This window comes from Streptomyces parvulus (genome assembly GCF_014648855.1).
Taxonomy (GTDB): Bacteria; Actinomycetota; Actinomycetes; order Streptomycetales; family Streptomycetaceae; genus Streptomyces; species Streptomyces parvulus.
In genome coordinates this window covers 237,830-257,640 of record NZ_BMRX01000012.1, presented here as the reverse complement: position 1 = coordinate 257,640, position 19,811 = coordinate 237,830, and the positions used below count along the sequence as shown (strand labels likewise).

Genomic DNA, 19,811 nt, shown 5'->3' with positions numbered 1-19,811 from the left:
CCTGCGCGGTGGAAATCGGTTATCGCCTGAGCAGCGGCAGGGGGGCGCCCATCACCGCGTACGGCTTGGGGGCGCTGGGGAAGAGGACCTGGCGGGCGAGGTCCTGGTAGCCGAGGGAGCGGTAGAGGCCGCGGGCGGGGCTCTCGGTGTCGATGGCGGAGAGGATCGAGCGGGGTTCCGCGGCACCGTCGGTGATCGTGGTGATCAGGGCGCGGCCCGCGCCGCGGTTCTGCTGGGCCGGGTGGACGTGCAGTTCGGTGATGACGAAGGAGTCGTCGAGCCAGGTGTCCGTGCCCTGGGCGCGGAGGTAGGGCTCGACCACGGTGGACCACCAGTGGGTGCGGTCGTTGGGCATGCCGTAGACGAAGCCGACCAGCTCGCCGTCGCAGGTGGCTCCGAGGGCGCGGGCGCCGGGGTGGGTCATGTGGCGCAGGACGATCTGACGGCGGACGGCGACCTCGTCGGGGCCGAGGCCGAACGCGGCGGCTTGGACGGCCAACGCCTCGTCCACGTGCGCGGAGAGGTCCAGTGGGCCGATCACGAGGTCCATGGCGGGGAGCCTACAGGCCTTCCACAGGGCTCAGAACAGCACACTCATGAAGGCGCCGGCCTCCTGGAACCCGACGCGCAGGTACGTCCGTCGCGCCGCCGTGTTGAAGTCGTTGACGTAGAGGCTCGCCACGGGGGCGACGTCGGCGAGCGCGTAGCGCAGGACCGCGGCCATGCCCGGTGCCGCGAGGCCCTTGCCCCGGTACTCGGGGGCCATCCACACGCCCTGGATCTGGCAGGCGCGGTCGGTGGCGGCGCCGATCTCGGCCTTGAAGACGACCTTGCCGTCCGCGTCGAACCGGGCGAACGAGCGGCCCGAGCCGACGAGTTCGGCGACGCGGGCCTGGTAGAGCAGGCCGCCGTCGCCGGCCAGCGGGGAGATGCCGACCTCCTCGGTGAACATCGCCACGCAGGCGGGCATGACCCGGTCCAGCTCGTCCTTGCGCACGCGGCGGACGTAGGGGTCGGGGACGATGTCCGCGGGCATCCGGTCGGTGACCATGAGGGGCTGGTGGGCGCGGACCTCGCGGGCGGGGCCCCAGCCGGGTTCGAGCAGCCGCCACAGCTGGGCGGTGGGGCCGGCGGGGCCGACGATCGAGGAGCAGCGGCGGCCGGCCCGGCGGGCGCGGTCGGCGAAGGCGCGGACGGCCCGCTCGTTGGCGCAGATGGGGACGAGGTTGGCGCCCGCGTAGCACAGGGACGTCAGCATGCCCTGCTCGTACCAGCCCCACATCTCGCCGCCGAGGCGCCACGGGTCGAGTCCGGCGATGTTGACCCGGGCGGCCACGAAGGCGTTCGCGACGGGCTCGCGGTCGAGGATGGCGAGCGCGGCGTCCAGGTCGCTCGGTTCGAGCACGCGGGAGGTGGTCTGCGTCAACACGTGCGGGGGCCTCACCCTGAGATCTGCTGGTCCCCGCACTGTACCTGCCAGAAATATGCCGCGCCGCCCTCCGGGCGGCGCGGGCGGAGCGGGGAGGGTCAGCCCGCGACGGCGACGGAGGGCTCGCCGGAGGCGACGCCGTCCTTCTCCATCTGCTCGGCGATCTTCATGGCCTCGTCGATGAGGGTCTCCACGATCTTCGACTCGGGGACGGTCTTGATGACCTCGCCCTTGACGAAGATCTGCCCCTTGCCGTTGCCGGAGGCGACGCCGAGGTCGGCCTCGCGGGCCTCGCCCGGACCGTTGACGACGCAGCCCATGACGGCGACGCGGAGGGGGACCTCCATGCCCTCCAGGCCGGCGGTGACCTCCTCGGCCAGCTTGTAGACGTCGACCTGGGCGCGGCCGCAGGACGGGCAGGAGACGATCTCCAGGCCGCGCTGGCGCAGGTTGAGCGACTCCAGGATCTGGATGCCGACCTTGATCTCCTCGACCGGCGGCGCGGAGAGAGAGACGCGGATGGTGTCGCCGATGCCCTGGGAGAGCAGCGCGCCGAAGGCGACGGCCGACTTGATGGTGCCCTGGAAGGCGGGGCCGGCCTCGGTCACGCCGAGGTGCAGCGGGTAGTCGCACTGCGCGGCGAGCTGGCGGTAGGCCTCGACCATGACGACCGGGTCGTTGTGCTTCACCGAGATCTTGATGTCGCGGAAGTCGTGCTCCTCGAAGAGCGACGCCTCCCACAGCGCGGACTCGGCGAGCGCCTCGGGGGTCGCCTTGCCGTACTTCTGGAGCAGCCGGCGGTCCAGGGAGCCCGCGTTCACGCCGATGCGGATCGGGGTGCCGTGGTCCTTGGCCGCCTTGGCGATCTCCTTGACCTTGTCGTCGAACTGCTTGATGTTGCCCGGGTTCACCCGGACCGCGGCGCAGCCCGCCTCGATCGCGGCGAACACGTACTTGGGCTGGAAGTGGATGTCGGCGATCACCGGGATCTGCGACTTCCGCGCGATCACGGGCAGCGCGTCGGCGTCGTCCTGCGTCGGGCAGGCCACGCGGACGATCTGGCAGCCGGACGCCGTCAGCTCGGCGATCTGCTGGAGCGTCGCGCCGATGTCCGAGGTACGGGTGGTGGTCATGGACTGCACCGACACGGGGGCGTCACCGCCCACCGCGACGGTGCCGACCTGGATCTGCCGGCTCTTGCGGCGCTCCGCGAGCCTGGTCGGAACGTCCGGCATGCCGAGAGAAATCGCAGTCATCTGCTGTGCAACCCCAAGTCGTGGATCAAGGTCCGGCCCCGTTCTGCGGCGGGCTCCGGCATTCGAGATTACGGCACCGACATGAACGCCGGGCACACGGTGGGCGCGAGATGCACCCTTTGGCGTCCATCTGCCCGGCGAGCCGAGTGAAGCCCGGTCCGGAGGGACAGGCTCTCCGGATCGGGCTTCTCATCGGATCATGGAAATTGTCCGGGTATCAGGTGATCCGCACCGGATTGACGACGTCCGCCACGAGAACCAGCAGCGTGAAGCAGACGAAGATGCCCGCCACCACGTAGGCCACCGGCATCAGCTTGGCCACGTCGAAGGGCCCCGGGTCCGGCCGGCGCAGCACCCTGGCCGCGGCCCGGCGCAGCGACTCCCACAGCGCGCCCGCGATGTGGCCGCCGTCGAGCGGCAGCAGCGGGAGCATGTTGAAGAGGAACAGGGAGAGGTTGAAGCCGGCCACCAGCATCACGAACATGGCGAGCTGCTGGGTGGGCGGGATGTCCAGGGTGGCGATCTCGCCGCCGACGCGGGCGGCGCCGACCACGCCCATCGGGGAGTCGGCCTCGCGGGGCCCGTCGCCGAAGGCGGCGTCCCACAGGGCGGGGATCTTGGCGGGCAGGGCCGCCAGGGAGTCGACGGCGTCGCCGATCCGGTCGCCCATCCAGGTCACGGACTGCCCGAAGTCCTGCTTCACCACGCCGGTGGCGGCGCTGAAGCCGAGGAAGCCGGCCGTGACGTACTCGCCCTCGACGATCTGGCCGTTCGCGTCCTTCTTCGCGACCTGGTTGGTGGCGATGGTCGCGTTCAGGGTGACTTCCTCACCCTTGCGCTCGACGACGACCGGCACCTGCTCGCCCGGGTTGGCGCGGATCAGGTTGGACAGCTTGTCCCAGTCGTCGGTGCGTACGCCGTCGAAGGAGAGGATCTTGTCGCCGGCGCGGAGGCCGGCCGCGGCGGCCGGGGAGGCGGGGTCGGACTTGGTGCAGTCGTCGCGCTGCTCTGTCTGTGAGATGACGCACTGGGAGACGGAGCTGACGGTGGTCGTCTGCTGCGAGATGCCGAAGCCCATCAGGACGGTGAGGAACAGCACCACCGCCAGGATGAGGTTCATGAAGGGGCCCGCGAACATCACGATGACCCGTTTCCACGGCTTGCGCGTGTAGAACAGGCGCTTGTCGTCGCCGGGCTGGAGCTCCTCGAAGGCGGCCGAGCGGGCGTCCTCGATCATCCCGCGCCACGGTGAGGTGGAGCGGGCCTCCATGCGTCCGTCGGGGCCGGGCGGGAACATGCCGATCATGCGGATGTAGCCGCCGAACGGGATGGCCTTGACGCCGTACTCGGTCTCGCCCTTCTTCCGCGAGAAGATCGTCGGTCCGAAGCCGACCATGTACTGCGGCACCCGGATGCCGAAGAGCTTGGCCGTGGAGAGGTGGCCCAGCTCGTGCCAGGCGATGGAGAACAGCAGGCCGACGGCGAAGAGGACTATGCCGAGGATGAACATCAGGGTCGTCATGCACGGGCCTCCGCCGTCTGTGCCGCCAGTTGCCGGGCCCGGGCGCGGGCCCAGGTCTCCGCTTCGAGGACGTCCGCGACGGTGAGCGAGGTTCCCGTACGGGGGGTGCCGTGCTCCTCGACCACCCGCGTGACGGTCTCCATGATCCCGAGAAACGGCAGCGCGCCGGAGCGGAACGCCTCGACGCACTCCTCGTTGGCGGCATTGAACACCGCCGGGGCCGTGCCCGCGAGCTGTCCGACGTGCCGGGCCAGGTTCACGGAGGGGAAGGCCTCGTCGTCGAGCGGGAAGAACTCCCAGGTGGAGGCCTTGCTCCAGTCGAAGGCGGGGGCGGCGTCCGGGACGCGCTCGGGCCAGCCGAGACCGATGGCGATGGGCCCGCGCATGTCGGGGGGCGTCGCCTGGGCCAGGGTCGATCCGTCGGTGAACTCAACCATCGAGTGGACATACGACTGCGGGTGCACGACCACCTCAATGCGGTCGAAGGGAATGTCGTAGAGGAGGTGGGCCTCGATCACCTCCAGGCCCTTGTTGACCAGGGTCGCGGAGTTGATCGTGATCACCGGGCCCATCGCCCAGGTGGGGTGGGCCAGGGCGTCCTCGACGGTGACCGCGGCCAGCTCGTCCCTGGTCCGGCCGCGGAAGGGGCCGCCGGACGCGGTGACGACCAGCTTGCGGACGTCGGCGCGGGTGCCGGCCGCCAGGGCCTGGAAGAGGGCGGCGTGCTCGGAGTCGACCGGGATGATCTGCCCGGGCTTGGCGAGGGCCTTGACCAGCGGGCCGCCCACGATGAGCGATTCCTTGTTGGCCAGCGCGAGGGTGCGGCCGGCCTCCAGGGCGGCGAGGGTCGGGGCGAGTCCGATGGAGCCGGTGATGCCGTTGAGCACGGTGTGGCAGTCGGAGGCCGCGAGCGTCGTCGCCGCGTCCGGGCCGGCCAGGACCTCCGGGAGCGGGTCCCGGCCGCCGTAGCGCGCGCTCAGCGCCTCCCGCAGCTCGGGGACGACGTCCTCGCGGGCGACGGCGACGGTCCGCGGCCTCAGCCGGTGCGCCTGCTCGGCGAGGAGGGCGACCCGGCCGCCGTTGGCGGACAGGCCGGTGACCCGGAAGCGGTCCGGGTTGCGCAGCACGAGGTCGATGGCCTGGGTTCCGATCGACCCGGTGGACCCGAGGATCACCACGTCCTTCGGGCCGTCGCCCGCCACCGGGTCGTGGACGAGGTGGGGGTCGGCGAGTGGGGCTGGACTGTCGCTCATCCCCCCATTGTGGCCGCAAGGGCCCTCCGGGAGGACAGCGCGTCCCTCGCACGGGTGTCGCGGAGTGCGGTGCGCCGCCGGCATCCGGCCGCGGACCTCGGGCACGGGGCCGGGGCCGGACGCCACGGGGCTCAGCCGATGGACCGGCGGACGTTCTCCCGCTCGGAGGCGCCGGGTGCCGCGTCCGCGATCCAGGGGCCGTCGCCCGAGGGGTCGACGATGCCCTGCTCCAGCCACTCGTAGGCGCCGCCAAGCACGCCCTTGACGACCCTGCGGTCCAGGTCGTCGGTGTTGGTCCAGAGGCGGCCGAAGAGTTCCTCGACGCGGATCCGGGACTGGCGGCAGAAGGCGTCGGCGAGCTGGTAGGCCTCGCGGCCGTGGTCGCCGGTGGCGCGCAGGTGTTCGGCGCGTACGCAGGCGGCGCTCATCGCGAACAGCTCGGCACCGATGTCGACGACCCGGCCCAGGAAGCCCTGCTTGGTCTCCATCCGGCCCTGCCAGCGGGACATGGCGTAGAAGGTGGAGCGGGCGAGCTTGCGGGCGGCGCGTTCGACGTAGCGCAGGTGGGCGGCGAGGTCGGGGTGGCCGGCGGGGTGGAAATCGGCGTACGAGCGCGGCAGTTGGCCCGGTCCGGCGACGAGCTTGGGCAGCCACTTGGCGTAGAAGGCACCGGCCTGGGCGCCGGCCCTCGCCTTGTCGGCCAGCGTCTTGTCGGGGTCGATGAGATCGCCGGCGACCGTGAGGTGGGCGTCGACGGCCTCGCGCGCGATCAGCAGGTGCATGATCTCGGTGGAGCCCTCGAAGATCCGGTTGATGCGCAGGTCGCGCAGGATCTGCTCGGCGGGCACGGCGCGCTCGCCCCGCGCCTCCAGGGAGGCCGCGGTCTCGAAGCCGCGGCCGCCGCGGATCTGGACCAGCTCGTCCGCCATCAGGCAGGCCATCTCGGAGCCGTAGAGCTTGGCGAGGGCGGCCTCGATCCGGATGTCGTTACGGTTCTCGTCGGCCATCTGGGAGGAGAGGTCGAGGACGGCCTCCAGGGCGAAGGTGGTCGCCGCGATGAAGGAGATCTTCGAGCCGACCGCCTCGTGCAGCGCGACCGGCTTGCCCCACTGCTCGCGCACCGCCGACCACTCGCGGGCGATCTTCAGGCACCACTTGCCGGCGCCGACGCACATGGCGGGCAGCGAGAGGCGGCCGGTGTTGAGGGTGGTGAGGGCGATCTTGAGGCCGGCGCCCTCGGGGCCGATGCGGTTGGCGGCGGGGACGCGCACCCGGTGGAAGCGGGTGACGCCGTTCTCCAGGCCGCGCAGGCCCATGAAGGCGTTGCGGTTCTCGACGGTGATGCCCTCGGAGGCGGCCTCGACGACGAACGCGGTGATGCCGCCCTTGTGCCCCTCGGACTTCGGGACGCGGGCCATCACGACGAGCAGGTCGGCGACGACGCCGTTGGTCGTCCACAGCTTCACGCCGTCGAGGACGTAGTCGTCGCCCTCCGGAACGGCCGTGGTGGCCAGCCGGGCCGGGTCGGAGCCGACGTCGGGCTCGGTGAGCAGGAACGCCGAGATGTCGGTACGGGCGCAGCGCGGCAGGAAGGTGTCCTTCTGCTCCTGGGTGCCGAACATCTTCAGGGGTTGCGGTACGCCGATCGACTGGTGGGCGGAGAGCAGCGCGCCGATCGCCGGGTTCGCGGAGCCGACCAGGGCGAGGGCCTTGTTGTAGTAGACCTGGGTGAGGCCGAGGCCGCCGTACTTGGTGTCGATCTTCATGCCGAAGGCGCCCAGCTCCTTCAGCCCCGTGATCACGTCGTCCGGGATGCGCGCGTCGCGCTCGATCACGGACCCGTCGATCTTCGTCTCGCAGAAGTCGCGCAGCTTGGCGAGGAACTCCTCGCCGCGCTGGACGTCGTCGTCGGCGGGCAACGGGTGGGGGTGGATGAGGTCGAGGCGGAACCGGCCGAGGAACAGCTCCTTGGCGAAGCTGGGCTTGCGCCAGTCCTGTTCGCGGGCCGCCTCGGCGACCTGGCGGGCCTCACGCTCGGTGACCGTGGGCCGGGAGGAGGGGGTGGTTGCTGCGGACATGAGGCTCACCTCGACGACTCGTCCTGCGCGAACTTGCGGACGTACGTTACTAGTCGGTGCTACCCGATCGTATGTACCCGATTCCGGGCAGCCCCACCACCCTTCGTGCGGCCGTTCGGCCGATAATCGGGCGGCGGGCGGATGGGCCGCCGGGGCGGCTCAGCGCGTGCCGTGCCGGCCGGGTGCAGGCGTGCCGCCGGCTCGGACCAGGCCCAGTTCGTAGGCGACGATGACGGCCTGTGCCCGGTCGCGCAGCTCCAGCTTCGCGAAGACGCGGTTGATGTGGGTCTTCACGGTGTGGTCGGTGATGGTCAGGCGGCCCGCGATCTCCGCGTTCGACAGCCCCCGCGCTATGAGGGTCAGCACCTCGGTCTCCCGGACGGTGAGGTCGCCGGCCGCGTGGACGGGCAGCCGGGATCTCCGCGCGTGGACGAACTCGGCGATCAGCCGCTTGGTGACCTCCGGCGAGAGCAGGGCTTCGCCGCGCGCCACCACCCGGACGGCGTGCAGCAGCTCGGGGAAGGTGGCGTCCTTGAGCAGGAAGCCGCCCGCGCCGGCCGCCAGCGCGTCGTAGACGTACTCGTCCAGGCCGAACGTCGTCAGCATCAGGACCTTCGTCGCGCCGCCGGACGCGGCGAGGATCTCGCGGGCTGCCTCGATGCCGTTACGGTGCGGCATGCGGATGTCCAGGAGGGCGAGGTCGGGCCGGGTCTCGGCGGCCACCCGGACCGCCTGCACCCCGTCCTCTGCCTCGCCGACGACCTCGATGTCCTCCTGGGTGCCCAGGAGGTTCACGAAGCCGGTGCGGACGACCGCCTGGTCGTCGGCGACCAGTGCCCTGATCACACCCGTCCCCCGCTCCGCGCCGGTCGTGTTCACCCGCTCCCCCACGGCAGCTCCGCCTCCACCAGGAACCCGCCGCCCGGGCCCGACCCCGCGGTGAGCCGGCCGCCGACCAGGGCGGCCCGCTCCCGCATCCCGGTCAGGCCGTGCCCGGCGCCGGGGCCCGAGCCGGTGCCCACGCCGGGACCGTCGTCGCGCACCCGGAGGGTCAGCAGCCGGTCGGCGCCGTAGTCGACCTCCACCACCGTATGGGCTCCGGGCGCGTGCTTGCGGGCGTTGGTGAGCGCCTCCTGGGTGATCCGGTAGGCGGCCAGCTCCCAGACGGCGGGCAGGGCCACCCGCTCGCCCGTGATCAGGAGTTCGGCGGTACCGCCCACCGCCCGGTGCTGCTCGACCAGTTCGGCGAGGTGGTCGAGGGTGGGCTGCGGTGCGGTGAGGGCCGATCCGCCCTGGGGGGTGCGCAGCACGCCGAGCAGGCGGCGCAGTTCGGCCATGGAGGAGCGGGCGGTGGCGGCGATCTGCTGGAAGCCCTCGCGGGCCTCGGGGGTGAGTCCCGGGGTGGTGTAGGTGGCGCTCTCCGCCTGGACCGCGATCATCGACACCGAGTGCGAGACGATGTCGTGCAGTTCGCGGGCGATGGCGGCGCGTTCCGCCTCGGCGGCCTGCTGCCGTTCCATCGCGATGGTCCGGGTGTGGGCCAGGTGGCGCTCGGCGCGGGTCTCCTCGCGGGAGCGGACCGCGTCGCCCATCATCACGGCTCCGAAGATCACCACACTCAGCAGCAGGGACTCGGCGAACAGGCTGAGCGAGCCCCGCTCCCACAGCGCCGGTACCGGCAGGTCCATCCGCGACCAGGTGTTGATGTGCACCAGGTTCACGCACAGGGCGCCGAGCGCGCCGCCGACGACGGTCAGGGCCGGGTGCAGCACTCGGTGGCGGCCGAGGGAGTAGCAGCCGATCAGCCCGCTCACCGTGATCGAGACGTAGAGGTTGACGTCGCCGGCGAAGCCGAGCAGTCCCGCGGCCACGGTGAGCACGGCGACCGGCGGGAAGGAGCGCCTCCACATCAGCGAGGCGGCGGAGACCAGGGCGCCGATCGTCGTCGTCACACCTCCGGGGATGACGACCAGTTCGGCGACCGCCCCGACGGTCACCAGGCCACCGGTGACCCAGGGGTAGGCGGGTGCGGCGATCCGGTCGCGGACCAACCGCTGCGACGGCGAACTCATGGGCTCCATGATTCCGTCCCGGACGGGGCCGCGCGTCACCGCTCGGGTGGAGTCCGGCGGCGGATGTCGTACCAGGGGTTGACTCCCGGGTGCGGAGTCTCGGTTGACGCCTCGCGACCTGCGGGTTCGTAGCGTCGACGGACATGGGGAAGAACGAGGGGCGGCGGTTCGCCGCAGAGCCGGCGGGGCGGCTGGAGCGGTACGGATGGGCCGGGTGCGCGGTGGTCGCGCCGGGCTTCGCGATGGTCTCGGACCAGGCGGCTCACCGGGTCTGGGGGTGGACGGCGGGTATCGGGTACGCGCTCGCGGCGCTGCTCTCGTCCGGCCCCCGGACGCGCCCGGCGGCTCGTGCCGCGGCGGTGTTGGGGGCGGTTCTGGTGCCGTTGGCCGGCCTGGTCGCGGCTGGGGTCGCGCAGTCGGAGGTGGCCGTGGTGGAACGGTCGGGGCGGCTGCTGCTTGCGACAGGGAGTCCGTACCTCTCCCAGCCCGTGGCCGTCGGCGACTTCAACCCCTATCTACCGGGCATGGCGGTCTTCGGTGTGCTGCCCGGGGACGCCCGCTGGTGGCTGGGCGGGGTGTTCGCCGTCTGTCTGGCCGGGGACGGCCGGAGCCGTGCGGCGCTGCTCGCGTGCCCGCTGGTGGCGCTGCCCTTCGCGGTGGGCGGCGTCGACCTGCCGGTGGTGGGGCTGATGTGTCTCGGCGTCGTGCTCGCCGGGCGGGGGCGGCCGGGCCGGGCCGGTCTCGCGCTCGGGGCCGCCGCCGCGCTCAAGTGGACGGCCTGGCCCGCGCTTCCGGTGGCTCTCGTTCTGGTCACCGCGGCCCGGGGCGGGAGGTCCGCGCTGCGGTACGCGGCCACCGGGTCCGGCACGGCGGCGGCGGTGGTGCTGCCCTTCGTGCTCATCGATCCTGCCGGCTTCCAACGCAACGTCGTGGCCTTCCCGCTCGGCCTCACCTCGGCGGCGTCCCCCGCCGAGAGCCCGCTGCCCGGGCGCCTGCTCGCGTCGTACGTCCCCGGTGGCACGGTGATCGCTCTCGTGCTGCTCGCCGCGGCGGCCCTGCTGACCGGCGTCTCACTGGTACTGCGCCCGCCGGGGACGGTGCCGGCCGCGGCAGCGCGACTCGCGCTCGGTCTGGCCCTGGCGACGGCGCTGATGCCGGCGACCCGCTTCGGCTACCTGGTGTATCCGCTGGTCCTCGGGGCGCTGGCGTACCGGGAACGGCATGCGACGCGGTCCGTGCCGGAGGTCCCCGCCGAGAGACATACTCGCGCCGGAGCGGGGGCCGTCGCATGACGAGCGGCCCGCCCCGCCCCCGCACTCTGATCGTCACCAACGACTTCCCGCCCGCGCGGGGCGGCATCGAGACCTTCGTCCGGGAGCTGGCCGACCGCTTTCCCCCCGACGAGGTGGTCGTGTTCACGTCGGCAGCGGCGAGGGAGGGCGAGTCCTTCCCGTATCCGGTGACACACCACGGTGCCCGTACTCTCCTGCCCACACCCCACGCCACCGCGCACGCCGCGTCCGTGGCCCGCCGGTACGGGTGCGACCGGGTGTGGTTCGGCGCGGCGGCGCCCCTGGGGCTGATGGCGGAGCGGCTGAGGCACACGGCGGGGATCCGCACGGCCGTCGCTACCACCCACGGCCACGAGGTGTGGTGGGCGCGCACCCCCGGCGCCCGGAGCCTGCTGCGCCGTGTCGGAACGGGGGTGGACACGGTGACCTGGCTGGGCCCGAGCACCCGCCGGCCCGTCGAGGCGGCCCTCGCGCCCGGCACTCGCACCGCCCGCCTGGCCCCCGGTGTGGACGCCGGCGCCTTCCACCCGGCCGTGGACGGCGGCCCGGTCCGGGACCGGTACGGCCTGGGGCGCCGACCGGTGATCCTCTGCGCGGCCAGGCTGGTCCCGCGCAAGGGCCAGGACACACTGATCAGGGCTCTGCCCTGGGTCCGCAGGGCGGTCCCGGACGCTGTGCTGCTCCTGGTCGGTGACGGCCCGTACGCGCCGGAGCTGCGCCGCCTGGCCCTGCGCGAGGGCGTGTTGGACGCCGTCGTCCTGGCCGGCGGGTACCCCCACCGCGAACTCCCGGCGTTCTACGCCGCCGCCGACGTCTTCGCGATGCCGTGCCGTACCCGCCGGGGCGGCCTCGAGGTGGAGGGACTGGGCATCGTGTACCTGGAGGCCGCCGCGTCCGGGCTCCCGGTCGTGGCCGGTGACTCGGGCGGGGCGCCGGACGCCGTGCGCGAGGGCAGGACGGGGCATGTCGTCGAGGGGCGGTCGGTGGCCGCGACGGCGGACCGGCTGATCAGGCTGCTGCGCAATCCCGCCGAGGCCCGTGCGATGGGCGCGAGGGGCAGGGCCTGGGTGCGTGCCGAGTGGACCTGGGACCGCGCCCACGAGACGCTGCGCGGCCTGCTGGGGCTCGACCCCACGGCCAGGCCCGAAGCGGGGCGGCCGGAGTGACGTGGTGTCCGCGCCCTCGGCATATCCCCTTGCGCCCGCCGCGGAGGCCGGGGCACCGTCGGCGGACACTCCAGGAAGGTGCTGAGGATGAGCGCGCAGAGCCGGGCCGTCGATCACGAACTCGTGGCGGCCGCCGCGGAGGTGGCCCGTAGCCGGTGCCGGGGGGACAACCACACGGTGGCCGCGGCCGCCCGGGCCCGGGACGGGCGGATCGTCACGGGGGTGAACGCCTACCACTTCACCGGCGGCCCCTGCGCCGAGCTGGTCGTCATCGGTGCCGCGGCGGCGCTGGGCGCGGGCGAGCTGGACACGATCGTCGCCGTCGGCGACCGGGAGCGGGGCGTCGTTCCGCCGTGCGGGCGGTGCCGGCAGGTGCTGCTCGACTACTTTCCCGCGATCGAGGTGATCGTCGGCGGGGGCGGCTCGCCGCGGGCCGTTCCGGTCGCCGAGCTGCTGCCCGAGACGTATGTGTGGGCCGATCACCAGCTCGACGCCGGGTGAGCCCGGCACACGCACCGGCGGCCCGAACCCCCGCACAGTGGGTTCGGGCCGCCGGTCTTCCCGGGACGACTCAGAGGGCGAGGTCCGTCAGGACCAGCACGCGCTCGTAGGTGTAGTCGTCCATCGCGTACCGGACGCCCTCGCGGCCCACGCCGGACTGCTTGGCGCCGCCGTACGGCATCTGGTCGGCGCGGTAGGAGGGCACGTCGCCGATGACGACGCCGCCGACCTCCAGGGCGCGGTGGGCGCGGAAGGCGGCCTGGAGGTCGTGGGTGAACACGCCCGCCTGGAGGCCGTACTTGGAGTCGTTGACCGCGGCGAACGCCTCGGCCTCGCCCTCGGTCCGCTGCACGCTGAGCACCGGTCCGAAGACCTCCTCGTTGGCGAGGGTGACGTCGGCGGGCAGGCCGGTGAGGACGGTCGGGGCGTACGAGGCTCCGTCGCGCTTGCCGCCGGTGTGCAGGGTCGCGCCGGCGTCGACGGCCTCCCGCACCCACGCCTCGACGCGCTCGGCGGCGGCCTCGCTGACCAGCGGGCCGACGTCCGTCGCGTCGTCGCCCGGGTCGCCGGTGACCTGGGCCTCGACGGCGGCGACGATCCGCGGCAGCAGGCGGTCGTAGACGGCGGCGTCGGCGATCACGCGCTGCACCGAGATGCAGGACTGGCCGCCCTGGTAGTTGGAGAACGTCGCGATGCGCTGCGCGGCCCGGTCCAGGTCGGCGTCGCTCGCCCAGTCGCCGAGGACGACGGCCGCGCCGTTGCCGCCCAGCTCCAGGGTGCAGTGCTTGCGCGGCACCGAGTCCATGATCGCGTAGCCGACGGTCTCGGAGCCGGTGAAGGAGATGACCGGCAGCCGCTCGTCCTGCACGAGGGCGGGCATCTTGTCGTTGGGCACCGGGAGGATGCTCCAGGAGCCGGCCGGCAGCTCGGTCTCGGCGAGCAGCTCGCCGAGGATCAGCCCGGAGAGGGGGGTCGCCGGGGCCGGCTTGAGGATGATCGGCGCGCCCGCCGCGATCGCGGGGGCGATCTTGTGGGCGCACAGGTTCAGCGGGAAGTTGAAGGGCGCGATGCCGAGGACGACGCCCTTGGGGAAGCGCCGGGTGAGCGCCAGGCGGCCCTGACCGCCCGCGTCGGTGTCCAGGCGCTGCGCCTCGCCGCCGTTGAAGCGGCGGGCCTCCTCGGCCGCGAACCGGAAGACGGAGACCGCGCGGCCGACCTCGCCGCGGGCCCACTTGACCGGCTTGCCGTTCTCGGCGGAGATCAGGCGGGCGATCTCCTCGGTCCGCTCGGCCAGCCGGCGGCTGACGTGGTCCAGCGCGGCGGCGCGGACGTGGGCGGGGGTGGCGGCGAACTCGTCCCGTACGGCGTACGCGGCGGCCACGGCCTCCTCGACCTGGGCGTCGGTCGGCAGGCTCACGGCGCCGACCAGGGCGCCGTCCCAGGGGGACGTGACGTCGAAGGCGGCCTCGCCGGTGGCCTGGCGGCCGGCGAGCCAGAAGGCGTGGGTGGAAGTCATCGTGGCGTCCGGGCCCTTCCGCATCGGGGTGTTGTACGGGGTTGCGGAATCCAAGGTAGGGCGGTGGGCGGCCGTCGGCGTTTGTCCGGGGTGTAGTGATGGGGTCGGGTTGTTCGACGGTGTGGCCAGATGCGGGCCGGGGCGGGCCCGCTAGTCGGGCGAGGTCGCCTTCAGGGCCAGCCACAGCTCCATCCGCACGTCCGGGTCGTCCAGGGACCGGCCGAGGATCTCCTCCACGCGCCGCATCCGGTAGCGCAGCGTGTGGCGGTGCACGCCGAGGTCGGCCGCGGCGGCGTCCCACTGGCCGTGCCGGGAGAGCCAGGCACGCAGGGACGCCACGAGGTCGCCCCGGCCGGTCGCGTCGTGGTCGCGCAGGGCCCGCAGCAGCCCGTCGGCGAAGGCGCGCACCGCGTCGTCCGCGAGCAGCGGCAGCACCGACCCCGCCGCCAGGTGCTCGTGCTCCACGCAGACCCGGCCGCGCCTGCGGGCCACCGACAGCGCCTGCTCGGCCTGCTTGTAGGCGCCGGAGGCGGCGATGGGCCCGGACGGCGCGGACAGGCCCACGGTCAGGCCCTCCTCGTCGCCGCCCGCCGGGTCCGGTGCCGGACGGCCGGACTCCAGCGCGGACGCGTAGTCGACGCAGGCGGCCACGGCGGCGCCCCCGTCGGTGGCGAGCACCACCAGCCGCTCGCCCTCGGGGACCACCAGAACCGCCTCGCCGGCGCGGGCCGCCGCGGACTCCACGGCCTCCGCGAGCCCGCCCAGCCGGTCGCCGCCGCCCGCGGTGCCCCCGCGCCCCTGCGAGCGCGCCCCGGACGACGGCGCCGACTCGGCGACGATCAGCCGGAAGGGCGCGTCCAGCAGGCCGCCGTAGAGGTCACCGGCGACCGTCCGGGCGTGGTCGGGCTCGCCGGCCAGCAGCATGCGCAGCACGGCCTCGTCGATGCGCAGCACGGCCTCGTACAGGGAGCGCGAGCGTTCGGTGGTGAGGGTCAGCAGGGCGACGGCCGAGTGCACGGCGTACCGCTCGGCGGTGCCGAGGGCGGCCGCGGTGCCGACGGCGAGGGCGGAGCGGGGCCGGCGCGAGGTGCCGAGGGAGTGCAGTTCGACCCGGTCGGCGTTCTCCGGGTGGTCGGGGTCGTCGGAGCCGCCGACCACGGCGGAGGCGGGTGCGGGCCGCTCGCGCAGCCGCCGGACGTCGGCGGTGAGCCGCCCGGCCCTGCGCCCCGCCCACTCCGGAGCCGTCGCCACCACGGCGCCCGAGGCGTCGTACAGCGCCGCCCAGCCGTCGACCTGCGCGGCGAGCGCGGCCAGCAGTCCCTCCGGGCCGTCGCTCAGCGCCCGCCTGGTCAGCTCGCGCTGGGCGGCGAAGCCCGCGGTGACCGCCCGGTACTGGTCGGCGGCGATGGCGGCGGACACGGCCTTGCTGATGGCGAGGAAGGGCGTGCGGCGGGGCACCTCCAGCAGGGGCAGCCCCTCCTGCCGGGCGGCGTCGACCAGCGCCGCGGGGATGTCGTCGTAGTTGACGCCCACCGCGAAGCCGAGGCCCACCACTCCGGCGTCCGCCAGCCGCTTCACGTACCGGTGCATCGCCGCGGGGTCCTCGGCGTCCAGCTTGAGGGCGGTGATCAGCAGCAGCTCCCCGCCCTCCATGTAGGGGACGGGGTCGGCGAGTTCACTGACGTGGGCCCAGCGCACGGGGGTGTCGAGGCGGTCCCCGCCCGCGCGCACGGTCAGTTTCAGCGCCGAGTGGTGGACGAGCGAGGCGAGCGTGGGTGGCATGGGGTCCTGGGCCTTCGGATCCGTGTCAGTGGTGTGAGGTACCGGTGATCTTTTGGCCGCCGCGTATGAACGACCTGTGTCGATTCTGCCTCACTGTACGGTCCGGGGTGCCCGCCCCGGTGGGTCACCCCCGCAGGTCCACCAGCAGCGGCGGCGCGTGCTCGCCCCGGACGGTGGTCAGCGACAGCACCGCGTGCCCGGCCGGCACGGCGTGCGCCAGTTCGGACGCCGACCAGCGCTCCCGCTCGACCTGCCGGACGGTGACCGCGCGCGCGGTGGGCGCCTTGCCGGTGATCACCCGGCGCACCATGTGCACGGCCTTGCCCGCCGGGGTCTCGGCGATGATCTGCCGGTCGGTGACGTCGCGGGCCTCGGTCCACTCCTTGCCCCACACCTCGGCGAAGTCCTGGCCGTCCCAGGGGGTGAGCCCGGAGAGCGCCATGCGGCAGCCGATGGCCCCGAGCAGCGGCCCGCGCAGCGCCCGCGGCACGTCGTCCAGGGTCCGCAGGGTCAGTACGGCCCCGGCGCCCGCCGAGCGCAGCCGCTGCACGCCCCGTACCGCCTCGGGCGTCACCACCCCGCTCGCGTCGTCCAGCACCAGGCAGGCGAAGAGCGACCGGTCCTCGCGCACCGTGACGCTCGCCGTGAACTGGGCGAGGACCAGCCGCGCCAGCATCCGGGAGGCGTCCGCGTGGCCGCGTTCCGGCAGGTCGATGCGGACCCGCACGGGGTGGTCGAGGGACTTGAGGGAGAAGGGCCGGGACTGCCCCGAGGTGTCGAAGAAGGGGGCGAAGGCGGGCCGGTCGAGGAGCGCCACCCGGTCGGCCAGCACCCCGCCGACGTCTCCGGGGTGGCCCATCTGCCGCTCGCGGGCGTCCAGCTCGCGCAGCAGCGACTCCTGGCCGGCCGCGCGCAGGCCCTGGCGCAGTTCGGCGAGCGGCCCCGGGGTCCCGTCGAGCAGCTGCCGCAGCTCCGGCACACCGGGGAAGCGGCCGTGCACCGCGCGGAAGGGGCCGAGCAGCTGGGCCAGGACGGTGGTGGAGCGGCGGGTGTCACCGCCCGGGTGCGGGTCGGTCAGGTCGCCGACCAGGGCCTCGGCGAGCACGACGGCGGCCTCGTCGGGGTCGGTGGTGCCGCCGTAGAGGTCGAGGTCGTAGACGGAGTCCGGGTGGCCGATCCGCACGACGACGTCGTAGGCCTCGGCGGGCCCGAGGTCGGAGCCGGCGGCGCCGACCACGACGACCGCCGCCCGTCCGGCGAGGGCGTGCAGGCACAGCGACTCGGCCAGCGGCCGGACGACGCCGCCGGTCTTGCCGGAGCCCGCGGGGCCGACGGCGAGCAGGGAGGTGCCGAGCAGGTCGGGGCCGAGGGCGAGGCCGGTCCCGCGGTAGGCGTACGGGTTGCGGGCGTCGTCGGCGGCGGTGCCGATGCGCACCTGGCCGGTGACCAGGTCGTGGTGGGCCCGCCGGGCGGGCAGGTCGCGGTCGCCGGAGGGGTGCGGGCAGGCGCCGGAACCCGCGCCGAGCACCGCGCCGGTGAAGGTGGCCAGGCTGTGCCGGCCGTTCTGCACGCCCTGCCAGGCGCGCGCGATGCGGGCGTGGTCGACGTCCCGCATGAGGCCCTGGTGCGCCTCGGTGGCGAGCCGCTCGGCGGCCTCGACGGCACCGGCGGCACGCAGCGCGGGCCAGGCGGCGGGGTCCTCCCGCGGGGCGGGCGGCGGGCCGGCGGCCGGGGTGGCGGGGCGCCAGGCGGGCGGGCCGTAGCGCCGCCAGATCTCGTCCCAGCGGCCGAGCCTGCCGACGCCGACCATGATGATGCCGGCGATCAGGGCGTAGTAGGCGTAGACGACCACGACCGACCCGAAGCTGTGCGGCTCGGCCCAGGAGTCCGGGATCATCGCGTACAGGGGCAGCAGCCACCAGCCGCCCAGGTAGCCGTTCCACAGCAGCGACCAGATCAGCCAGCCGACGAGGAAGGCGATCACCGCGCCGCTCACCAGCTGGCGGCCCGGCACCCGCTCGGGCTCCTCCTGCGGGCGCGGCCGGTGCCCGAGCCGCCAGACGCCGGGCGGCGCCTCGGGGCGCGGGGTGCGCAGCCAGGAGAGGAAGGCGGACCCGTCGGGCAGCGGCGGCGGGGCCGCCCCCGGTGCCCGGGAGGGGCGCGGCGGCACCCCGGGGACCTCGGGAGGCCCCGCCGGACGCGGCACAGGATTCGCATGCGTACCCCGCGCGTCCCGGTTCCCGTCGCTGTCCATCGCCCTTGCCCCCTGACCAGCCGCTCCGTCCACCATCAGCGAGCCAATCTAACGCCCTCCCAAGGGGAGTTCACCGCTTACGCGGCCGGGCCCGCACCGACGTGTCCCGACGCCGCCCTTCCCGGCACCTGTCCAGGACGGACAACCGGCGCCGCGGACAACGCCCACATGGAGCATGCCCACCCCGCGCCACCGGTCCTAGCCTGCGAGAAAAGAAGCAAGAGTCCGCACCATCGCGCAAGACCCAGGAGCCCTCATGACCGCACTTGAGCAGGAGCGCCGCGTCGTCACCGCCATCCCCGGCCCGAAGTCGCAGGAGCTGCAGGCCCGGCGCACGGCCGTGGTCGCGCAGGGTGTGGGCTCCGTCCTGCCCGTCTTCACCGCCCGCGCCGGCGGCGGCATCATCGAGGACGTCGACGGCAACCGCCTGATCGACTTCGGCTCCGGCATCGCCGTGACCTCCGTCGGCGCCTCCGCGGAGGCCGTCGTACGCAAGGCGTCCGCGCAGCTCGCCGACTTCACCCACACCTGTTTCATGGTGACGCCGTACGAGGGCTACGTCGCCGTCGCCGAGGCGCTCGCCGAGCTGACGCCGGGCGACCACGCCAAGAAGTCCGCGCTGTTCAACAGCGGCGCCGAGGCCGTCGAGAACGCCGTCAAGATCGCCCGTGCGTACACCAAGCGGCAGGCGGTCGTCGTCTTCGACCACGGCTACCACGGCCGGACCAACCTGACGATGGCGCTGACCGCGAAGAACATGCCGTACAAGCACGGCTTCGGTCCGTTCGCGCCCGAGGTGTACCGGGTCCCGGTCGCCTACGGCTACCGCTGGCCGACCGGCCCGGAGAACGCCGGACCGGAGGCCGCCGCCCAGGCGATCGACCAGATCAGCAAGCAGGTGGGCGCGGAGAACGTGGCCGCGATCATCATCGAGCCGGTGCTCGGCGAGGGCGGGTTCATCGAGCCGGCCAAGGGCTTCCTGCCGGAGATCGTGAAGTTCGCGAACGACAACGGCATCGTCTTCGTGGCCGACGAGATCCAGTCCGGCTTCTGCCGCACCGGCCAGTGGTTCGCCTGCGAGGACGAGGGCATCGTCCCGGACCTGATCACGACCGCGAAGGGCATCGCGGGCGGCCTGCCGCTCGCCGCGGTCACCGGCCGCGCCGAGATCATGGACGCCGCGCACTCCGGCGGCCTCGGCGGCACCTACGGCGGCAACCCGGTGGCCTGCGCGGGCGCGCTCGGCGCCATCGAGACCATGAAGGAGCTGGACCTCAACGCCAGGGCGAAGCACATCGAGGCGGTCATGAAGGCCCGGCTGACCGCCATGGCGGAGAAGTTCGACGTCATCGGCGACGTCCGGGGCCGCGGCGCGATGATCGCCGTGGAGCTGGTCAAGGACCGCGCCACCAAGGAGCCGAACCCGGAGGCGACCGCCGCGCTCGCCAAGGCCTGCCACGCCGAGGGCCTGCTGGTGCTGACCTGCGGCACCTACGGCAACGTGCTGCGCTTCCTGCCGCCGCTGGTGATCGGCGACGACCTGCTCAACGAGGGCCTCGACCTCATCGAGCAGGGCTTCGCGGGGCTCTAGGACGCGCGGCTGCGCGAGTGTCCGAACGCCCATCCGAGCCGCGTTTCGCACGCCTGGCGAAGCGAGCGGCAGAGCGTGTGAAGAACGTGTGCGGGGTGG

Annotated in this window: 15 protein-coding genes; 4 read left to right on the top strand and 11 right to left on the bottom strand. The window is 73.6% G+C overall.

Translation table 11 applies throughout. The features are described from left to right. Positions 1-19: 19 nt before the first annotated feature. From IE108_RS24860 to IE108_RS24825, 8 genes are all read right to left on the bottom strand, one after another. Entirely contained in the window at positions 20-550 is a 531-nt protein-coding gene (locus tag IE108_RS24860; RefSeq protein WP_064730105.1) for a GNAT family N-acetyltransferase, read from the bottom strand. A gap of 30 nt (positions 551-580) precedes the next feature. Continuing rightward, a complete protein-coding gene (locus IE108_RS24855) occupies positions 581-1,429 on the bottom strand; it encodes a GNAT family N-acetyltransferase (RefSeq protein ID WP_064730104.1) in 849 nt (282 codons plus the stop codon). Between the two features lie 98 nt (positions 1,430-1,527). Beyond that, on the bottom strand, positions 1,528-2,685 hold the full coding sequence (gene ispG / locus IE108_RS24850; protein ID WP_064730103.1) for a flavodoxin-dependent (E)-4-hydroxy-3-methylbut-2-enyl-diphosphate synthase: 1,158 nt from the start codon (positions 2,683-2,685) through the stop codon (positions 1,528-1,530). A gap of 217 nt (positions 2,686-2,902) precedes the next feature. After that, positions 2,903-4,207, bottom strand: coding sequence for a M50 family metallopeptidase (locus tag IE108_RS24845; protein WP_064730102.1), 1,305 nt, complete (start codon positions 4,205-4,207; stop codon positions 2,903-2,905). Next, entirely contained in the window at positions 4,204-5,460 is a 1,257-nt protein-coding gene (gene dxr, locus IE108_RS24840) for a 1-deoxy-D-xylulose-5-phosphate reductoisomerase (RefSeq protein WP_064730101.1), read from the bottom strand. Before dxr ends, IE108_RS24845 begins: the two co-directional genes overlap by 4 nt. Positions 5,461-5,591: 131 nt before the next feature. Next, positions 5,592-7,538: an acyl-CoA dehydrogenase family protein gene (locus IE108_RS24835; RefSeq protein ID WP_064730100.1), complete on the bottom strand. Its 1,947-nt coding sequence runs from the start codon at positions 7,536-7,538 to the stop codon at positions 5,592-5,594. Positions 7,539-7,697: 159 nt separating this feature from the next. Continuing rightward, entirely contained in the window at positions 7,698-8,417 is a 720-nt protein-coding gene (locus tag IE108_RS24830; protein ID WP_107420492.1) for a response regulator, read from the bottom strand. Continuing rightward, positions 8,414-9,610, bottom strand: a complete 1,197-nt coding sequence (locus IE108_RS24825; RefSeq protein ID WP_064730099.1) for a sensor histidine kinase — start codon at positions 9,608-9,610, stop codon at positions 8,414-8,416. Before IE108_RS24825 ends, IE108_RS24830 begins: the two co-directional genes overlap by 4 nt. Positions 9,611-9,753: 143 nt before the next feature. Here IE108_RS24825 and IE108_RS24820 point away from each other — a divergent pair, with 143 nt between their 5' ends. The 3 genes from IE108_RS24820 (at position 9,754) to IE108_RS24810 (ending at position 12,569) form a co-directional block, all read left to right on the top strand. After that, positions 9,754-10,902 (top strand): glycosyltransferase 87 family protein, encoded by a 1,149-nt coding sequence (locus IE108_RS24820; protein ID WP_064730098.1) that lies wholly within the window; start codon positions 9,754-9,756, stop codon positions 10,900-10,902. Continuing rightward, complete coding sequence (locus tag IE108_RS24815; protein WP_064730097.1) at positions 10,899-12,068, top strand: glycosyltransferase family 4 protein; 1,170 nt, start codon at positions 10,899-10,901, stop codon at positions 12,066-12,068. Before IE108_RS24820 ends, IE108_RS24815 begins: the two co-directional genes overlap by 4 nt. 87 nt (positions 12,069-12,155) lie before the next feature. Next, positions 12,156-12,569: a cytidine deaminase family protein gene (locus IE108_RS24810; RefSeq protein ID WP_064730096.1), complete on the top strand. Its 414-nt coding sequence runs from the start codon at positions 12,156-12,158 to the stop codon at positions 12,567-12,569. A 70-nt stretch (positions 12,570-12,639) separates the two neighbouring features. On the opposite strand, the gene IE108_RS24805 is transcribed toward IE108_RS24810, so the two are convergent. The 3 genes from IE108_RS24805 to IE108_RS24795 all read right to left on the bottom strand — a co-directional run bounded on the left by IE108_RS24805 (position 12,640) and on the right by IE108_RS24795 (position 18,121). Continuing rightward, entirely contained in the window at positions 12,640-14,085 is a 1,446-nt protein-coding gene (locus IE108_RS24805; protein WP_064731990.1) for an aldehyde dehydrogenase family protein, read from the bottom strand. Between the two features lie 150 nt (positions 14,086-14,235). Then, positions 14,236-15,867, bottom strand: coding sequence for a PucR family transcriptional regulator (locus IE108_RS24800; RefSeq protein WP_064730095.1), 1,632 nt, complete (start codon positions 15,865-15,867; stop codon positions 14,236-14,238). A gap of 124 nt (positions 15,868-15,991) precedes the next feature. Beyond that, entirely contained in the window at positions 15,992-18,121 is a 2,130-nt protein-coding gene (locus IE108_RS24795; protein ID WP_064730094.1) for a hypothetical protein, read from the bottom strand. A gap of 256 nt (positions 18,122-18,377) precedes the next feature. On the opposite strand from IE108_RS24795, the gene gabT reads away from it, so the two are divergent. Continuing rightward, the gene (gene gabT, locus IE108_RS24790; protein WP_064730093.1) at positions 18,378-19,712 is read left to right on the top strand and encodes a 4-aminobutyrate--2-oxoglutarate transaminase; all 1,335 of its coding nucleotides are present in this window, start codon (positions 18,378-18,380) and stop codon (positions 19,710-19,712) included. Positions 19,713-19,811: the final 99 nt, after the last annotated feature.

Excerpts from the sequence above, each read along its gene's own strand:
- dxr (WP_064730101.1), bottom strand. The coding sequence starts at position 5,460 with ATGAGCGACAGTCCAGCCCCACTCGCCGACCCCCACCTCGTCCACGAC.
- IE108_RS24805 (WP_064731990.1), bottom strand. The coding sequence starts at position 14,085 with ATGACTTCCACCCACGCCTTCTGGCTCGCCGGCCGCCAGGCCACCGGC.
- IE108_RS24815 (WP_064730097.1), top strand. The coding sequence starts at position 10,899 with ATGACGAGCGGCCCGCCCCGCCCCCGCACTCTGATCGTCACCAACGAC.
- gabT (WP_064730093.1), top strand. The coding sequence starts at position 18,378 with ATGACCGCACTTGAGCAGGAGCGCCGCGTCGTCACCGCCATCCCCGGC.
- ispG (WP_064730103.1), bottom strand. The coding sequence starts at position 2,685 with ATGACTGCGATTTCTCTCGGCATGCCGGACGTTCCGACCAGGCTCGCG.
- IE108_RS24795 (WP_064730094.1), bottom strand. The coding sequence starts at position 18,121 with ATGGACAGCGACGGGAACCGGGACGCGCGGGGTACGCATGCGAATCCT.
- IE108_RS24820 (WP_064730098.1), top strand. The coding sequence starts at position 9,754 with ATGGGGAAGAACGAGGGGCGGCGGTTCGCCGCAGAGCCGGCGGGGCGG.
- IE108_RS24845 (WP_064730102.1), bottom strand. The coding sequence starts at position 4,207 with ATGACGACCCTGATGTTCATCCTCGGCATAGTCCTCTTCGCCGTCGGC.
- IE108_RS24800 (WP_064730095.1), bottom strand. The coding sequence starts at position 15,867 with ATGCCACCCACGCTCGCCTCGCTCGTCCACCACTCGGCGCTGAAACTG.
- IE108_RS24835 (WP_064730100.1), bottom strand. The coding sequence starts at position 7,538 with ATGTCCGCAGCAACCACCCCCTCCTCCCGGCCCACGGTCACCGAGCGT.
- IE108_RS24860 (WP_064730105.1), bottom strand. The coding sequence starts at position 550 with ATGGACCTCGTGATCGGCCCACTGGACCTCTCCGCGCACGTGGACGAG.
- IE108_RS24825 (WP_064730099.1), bottom strand. The coding sequence starts at position 9,610 with ATGAGTTCGCCGTCGCAGCGGTTGGTCCGCGACCGGATCGCCGCACCC.
- IE108_RS24810 (WP_064730096.1), top strand. The coding sequence starts at position 12,156 with ATGAGCGCGCAGAGCCGGGCCGTCGATCACGAACTCGTGGCGGCCGCC.